Source organism: Caminibacter sp., from assembly GCF_053999135.1.
This window is the reverse complement of record NZ_JBMXVQ010000080.1, coordinates 1-6,229: the sequence shown is the minus strand read 5'-3', so window position 1 is coordinate 6,229 and position 6,229 is coordinate 1. Positions and strand designations below refer to the sequence as shown.

General features: G+C 33.4%; 7 protein-coding genes. All 7 read right to left on the bottom strand.

The genetic code is table 11. From position 1 onward, the window contains the following. Positions 1-22: 22 nt before the first annotated feature. On the bottom strand, positions 23-1,357 hold the full coding sequence (gene xseA / locus ACXJH6_RS06365) for an exodeoxyribonuclease VII large subunit (protein ID WP_456470921.1): 1,335 nt from the start codon (positions 1,355-1,357) through the stop codon (positions 23-25). Further along, complete coding sequence (locus tag ACXJH6_RS06360) at positions 1,305-2,321, bottom strand: alanine racemase (protein ID WP_456470920.1); 1,017 nt, start codon at positions 2,319-2,321, stop codon at positions 1,305-1,307. Before ACXJH6_RS06360 ends, xseA begins: the two co-directional genes overlap by 53 nt. A gap of 6 nt (positions 2,322-2,327) precedes the next feature. After that, positions 2,328-2,609, bottom strand: coding sequence for a 30S ribosomal protein S18 (gene rpsR, locus ACXJH6_RS06355; protein ID WP_123351491.1), 282 nt, complete (start codon positions 2,607-2,609; stop codon positions 2,328-2,330). Positions 2,610-2,619: 10 nt separating this feature from the next. Then, entirely contained in the window at positions 2,620-3,090 is a 471-nt protein-coding gene (gene ssb / locus ACXJH6_RS06350; protein WP_456470919.1) for a single-stranded DNA-binding protein, read from the bottom strand. Then, positions 3,083-3,418 carry a 30S ribosomal protein S6 gene (gene rpsF / locus ACXJH6_RS06345; protein ID WP_456470918.1) on the bottom strand — a complete coding sequence of 112 codons (336 nt, stop codon included), beginning with the start codon at positions 3,416-3,418 and terminating at the stop codon, positions 3,083-3,085. The genes ssb and rpsF overlap by 8 nt, the downstream gene beginning before the upstream one ends. Positions 3,419-3,658: 240 nt before the next feature. Then, complete coding sequence (locus tag ACXJH6_RS06340) at positions 3,659-5,923, bottom strand: multiheme c-type cytochrome (protein WP_456470917.1); 2,265 nt, start codon at positions 5,921-5,923, stop codon at positions 3,659-3,661. Between the two features lie 55 nt (positions 5,924-5,978). Continuing rightward, positions 5,979-6,229, bottom strand: a 251-nt coding sequence (locus tag ACXJH6_RS06335; RefSeq protein ID WP_456470916.1) for a transposase, incomplete at its 5' end; no start/stop codon positions are given.

Sequence of the window (6,229 nt, the reverse complement as noted above, 5' to 3'; positions counted from 1 at the left end):
TCTATATATTTTTTACAAAACATTACTCTTTCCTTTCAAGGGCTTTTACTTTTATTTTATTGGAAGTATCCTGTATAAAGAAAATATCGTCTTTTTTTATCTTATTTAAAGATATTCTTTTACCGTTTTTAACAACTTCGGCAAAACCGTATTTTTCTCTTTTTTTGGGATTTAGAGATTTAAAAGCTTCTAATAGATTTTTTATACCCATTTCCTTATAATCAATAATTTCTTTTAATTTGTTATTATATCTTTTATTTAAGGTTTTTATTTCTTCTTCGAATCTTTCTATTCTGTTTTTAGGGGAAGAAATTTCAAAAGAGGCTTTTAATTTTTCTATTTTATGTTCTTTATTTAAAATAACCCTGTTAAAAGAAAACTGAAATTTTTCTTTTAACACATAAATTTCCCTTAACCTCTCATCCAGCTTTTTAGAAATTGAATTTGCTTCGTATATCTCTTTAAGATGTAAAAGAGTCCTTTCTTTTTTTTGCAAAATATAAGAAACTTTCATTTTAAAGGTATTTATCATATCGTCAATTGTCAACAACATCTCATTTTTATCGGGAAGGGCAATTTCTATAGCATTACTAGGAGTCGCAGCCCTTTTATCCGCCACAAAATCGCTTATCAAATAATCAATTTCATGACCTACGGCAGAAATTATTGGTGTCTTAGCCTCAAATATAGCGTCAGCTACCACCCTCTCGTTAAAAGCCCATAAATCCTCTTTGCTTCCTCCCCCTCTTCCCACAATAATTAAATCAAACCCTTTTCCGTCATCAAACCGGTATTCGTCAGCTTTTTTTATATTTTTCGCTATATCTTCCGCCGCGCCATCTCCTTGTACCAGCGTATTAAAAAGATAAAATTCGCTCAAAAGCCATCTTTTTTTGGCAATTCTGAGCATATCCTGCAAAGCCGCGGCAGTTGAAGAAGTAATAATTGCTATTCTTTTTGGAAATTTCGGGAGAGGCTTTTTTTTATCTTCATCAAAATACCCAAGAGCCTTTAATTCTTCTTTAAGTCTCTCAAAAGCAAGTTGCAAAGCCCCTACCCCTACGGGTTCTATTTCCTGGGCTATAATTTTATACTCACCTCTTGGAACATACAAATTAACGGCCCCGTAAACATAAACATTATCTCCTTCCTTTAATCTGAATTTCATACGTGAAAGATTGCTTCTCCACATAGCGCAGTTGATAGAAGATTTTTCGTCTTTTAAAGTAAAATAAAGATGACCGGAAGAATGATAAACCACTTTACTTACTTCTCCCTGAACCAACACTATTTCAAAATGAGATTCAAGAATGGATTTTATCTGATTGTTTAACTGAGTTACCGTTATCGCTTTCAATTATTTTCCTTTTTATCCTAGGAGACATTTTTACTAAAATATCATATGTTATCGTATCGAAATTTTTTACAAATTCCTTTATATCATCAAATACCACTATTTTTTTAAACTCTCCTTTAACAATCATATAATCCATAGAAATTTTTCCAAGAGCTTCTGTGTCTTTTAATTTACACCCGTTTGTAAAATAAGGAATACCATCGGCGTAACCTACGTCTATTGTAGATATTTTAATTTTCTTTTCACTCATAAACGTCTTATTATATCCGCAGCCTTCCTTCGCGTCGAGTTCTCTTACGCTGACTACGTCTGCTTCTAAACTCATAACAGGCTCATACCCATCTATTCCTCCGTAAATTGCAATTCCCGGACGCACAAAATCTAACGTATCAGGCAGTTTAGATAAGGCAGCGGAATTGGCTATATGAAAATACGGACATTTTATATTATATTTTTTGCAAAATTTTTCTATTTTTTCTTTAATTTTTAAAAATTTATCATATTGTATAAACGTATCGCAACCAAATTCATCCGCACAGCAAAAATGAGAAAAAACGCCTCTAAGTTCAAACTTTCTTTGCCTTATAATTTCAAGCGTTTCATCCAACTCCTCTTCTAAAATCCCGTTTCTTCTAAATCCCGTATCAATTTTTAAATGAATATAGGGGTGTCTGTTTTTTTTTAGCTGAGAAAGGGAGTTTATAGCATAAGAAAAATTTATGGCATTTCTGTTTGTAGGAGGGTTAAAAATTAAAATTTCTTCAAATTCCCTAACCAGATTAGCTTCATCTATATTTCTCACACAAACTTTTCTTATGCCATACTCTCTTAAAAGTTTAGAAATACTAAATATACCATGACCGTATGCATTATCTTTTATAACCGCTAATATATTGGGATTTATTTTGGAAATTTTATCGAGGTTTGAGAAAAGATTTTGTTTATTTAAATAGATAGTAGCCACAAGGGATTACCCTTTAAGTGGCTTAATAAGATCAAAAGGATTTTCAATAACTCTTTTTCTATCTACAACGTAAGGAATAAGAGCCACTTGTCTTGCTCTTTTAATTGCTTTTTGAACCATATCCTGATGTTTTTTACAAGTACCGGTTAATCTTCTTGGCATAATTTTATATCTCTCAGATAGTGAGTATTTAATTAAATCTAAATCTTTATATCCGATGTAATCAACTTTCATTTCGCAATATTTACATCTTTTTTTTCCGTATTTTTTCTTTGGATCAGCTGCCATATTTTATCCTTTAAAATGGTATTTCATCTTCATCGATATCGATTGAAGGCACATTGTTATTTTGTTGTGTCGGTTGTTGCATCTGAGGCTTAGGAGCCGGCTGAGAAGGGTTTGTATATCCACCGGCATTATATCCGCTCTCTCCCACGCTGGACTTTGAATCCATAAACTGAACTTTTTCAGCTACCACAGAATGTTTTGAGCGTTTTTGTCCGCTTTGGTCAACCCACTGGTCGAATACAAGTCTCCCTTCTATTAAAACTCTTCTTCCCTTTGCCAGATATTGATTGGCAATTTCAGCACTTCTGCCAAAAACAGTAATATCTATAAACATTACCTCTTGCTTATTCTCACCGGTTAAATTGTCTTTATATGTTCTGTTTGTCGCAAGTCCGAACTTAGCAATAGCAGTCCCGTTTGGAGTGTATCTAAGCTCCACGTCGCGGGTTAAATTACCGATGAGAATAACTTTGTTAAACATTTTTCGCCATCTCTTCCCAGCGTTTAATATCTCTTTTGGTTTCGTATTTAACTGTCATAAATCTAAGTACATCTTCGTTATATCTAAGTTGTCTTTCAAGTTCAAGTACAGCCTCGGCTGGCGCTTTATAATAAACTATATAATAATGTCCTCTTTCAAACTTTTGAATAGGATAAGCCAATTCTCTAACACCTATATTATCTACCGCTACCACTTCACCTTTAAAATCAGTAATGATTTTTTTAACATTTTCGATAATAGCCGCTTTTTCTTCATCTGTAAGAGTCGGCTTTACGATAATCATCGTTTCGTAATGTCTTAAGCTCATTAAATCTCCTTTTGGCTTTTTAGCCCCAGTGTCCATTTGCTTGGAGCAAGGAGGCGTTTTTTAAATTTTGAGGCGATATTATACTATAATTTATTTTTTTTTACAAATTATACCAATCCCCAAAACAAATAAAACATCTATTTTTAATGGAAAAACAGGAAAAAGGAATGGTGCACAAACTTTAAAATTGGGATTGGTATAATCATATATTTTTTCAAATTGGCAAAAGAAGAAAAAGAGTTATTTTTCTTTTGCCAACGCTTTTAAGGCTTTTTTCATAACTTCTTGATGGTCTTTATTAGTTAATATACCAGGATGTTTATTAACTTTTTGCCATAGAGTTTTTATTCTCATTTGAGAGTGGCATCCAAGACAAGTTCCTGTTTTTTCCATTTTATCTCTAATCTCTTTATCAAGAGGTCTTGAATCAGGCCAGTGAGAGCCGACCAATTGAAGTTGTTTGCCATTTCTATCAACAACTTTAGTCCAATCATAATTCATTCCAGGAATTGCAGCTATTTGAGTTGTTGCATTTTTTACTGCAATATTTCCATCTTTATCTTTTATATCAAAAACTAAATTTTGATTTTGGTGATTTAAAAAAGCTCCATCATTAGTTCCATATCCAAGAGTTTTCGGATTTGTATGACAGCTCTCGCAACTTCTTGCCTCCTTTTGAACTGTATGCGGTTGAGCAGGTGCTATATCAGTTGCTGCAACGATATTTCCATTATCTTTTACTTTTGTTTGAACGTTAAGAGTAACTGTCTTACCATCTGGTCCAATTATTGTATATGTTACTTGACACCCAGGAATAATCGGTGAAATCATTCCTTCTCCATTAATTCCTAAGATTGGATCTTCCCAGCGTAGATAACTCCTTGTCTCTTTAGCTTTTCCTTGAAGTTTTTTATATTTTTTTATACTCTCCCAAGTCAATCCATTTTTTAACGGTAGAGCACTTGCAAGCCAGTCAGTCTTTTTATCTCTCATATCTACTTTTACATGACAACCATAACATTGAGGTGCCCAGGTAGCATGACAAGAATAACACTCCATTTTTTTCATATGAGACGCAACATCCACCATTGCCACCCTTGCTTTTGCATTAAAATTAGGTGCTAAATTTTTAAGTACTGGAACTTTTAAATCTTTTCCGTTTGCCAAATGGACAATTACATCATTTCCTCGTTTAATTACATTTCCAAAAGGATTTCCCCTAGCTGTTAATATATAACCGTCTTCAGGATTATAAACAGTCCCATATTTCATCCAATTTGGTAATTTTTTAGTAACACCTCTTGCTTTTTTATAACCTTTATTAAAACTTTTCTCTCCAGCTCCTATTGGTAATTCCCAAGGATATTTATTAGGAGTTCCATGACAATCTTGACACTCAATTTCAACTTGCGCTAATGTCGTGCCGTGAATATTCCCATCTCCATGCATGTCGATAGAAGTATGACAGTCTTGACAAGTCATTCCGGCCTTATAATGAACATCAGCAGCTATATGCAAATACCTTTTTCCATGAAGTTTAGGCTGAGATTTGCCTCCTTCTTGAAATGGCGACATATATGCGGATTCCATAAGGCCTGTATACGATACACCAATTCTCTTTCCTCTATTATGACAAGAATTACATGTTTCAACATCAATTCCGCTATAAGTTTTTCCTGTTGAAGGAATATACACTTTACTCTTTCTGCTTCCTTGCATTGTATGGACCAGCAACTTACCTTTAACTTTTTTGCTGATTGTAGGATCATTCCCCTCATAAATGCCTTCATTTGAATACGGAATATGACATGCACTACACCCCATTCCTCTATAATCGCCTCTGCCTTGTCTTCCTTTTACGCCAACATGACATCTTAAACAGTCACTTCTTGTATATGCAATTGCCGCTAGTTTTATTAACTCTTCTTTTGATTTACCTTTAACATCATCAATATCTTTTGCTGCTTCTGGAAGGGCTTTTAACTTTTTAACGAAATTGTCCGGATATTTTTTAGTCAGATATTTCATATATTCTTTATAAGTGCAAGTACCCCAAGCAGGTGTAAATCCATCATCATCTTTTACATCAAAGTTTCCATACATCGCTTTTCTCTCTTTTTGCACCCCAAAAGCGATTAAATTTCCTTGAATTTTTCCAGCTTCCGTTGTCATTAACGATTTTTCCAAGTTCTTAACCGTATCCATATGACACATTCCACAAGTATTTTTTACTACATACCTGCTACCAGGGTCAGGCGCGAACACTTTTAAACCACCAGGATGATTTTTGGGAGGAACATGAGCCTCTTTTGCAGTAGTTGCTTTTGGATTTCCACCATGACAAAACACGCAATTGTTCTTATCTCCCATGCTTTTAGATAAAGCAGCAATTTGCTTCATCATAGGAGAATTTGGGTCTTTAATATTTTCAATACCTTTATGACAACTTAAACAATCAGCCAGAGAATAAACTGCCATAAGAGAAATAAGCAAAGCCTTTTTCATTTTTTCTCCTTTAAAAATAGTTAAAATTATGTTATACCAATCCTCGAAATAGATCTTACACATTTAAGCATTTATTCCAACCTTCTATAATCCATTCATACCCACAAAGCTGTTTTATGCTTTCTTTATTTTTCATATAATTTGTTAAAGCTTCATCAATCAGTTTTTCTTGCTCTTCGATATTTTCAAATATTCTATTAGCAGTAACTTTTCTCATTTCTTGAAAAAATCTCTCAGTTGGATTTAATTCAGGAGAATATGGTGGTAAAAATATTATTGTTAAATCATTATCTTCTAATTTCTTAC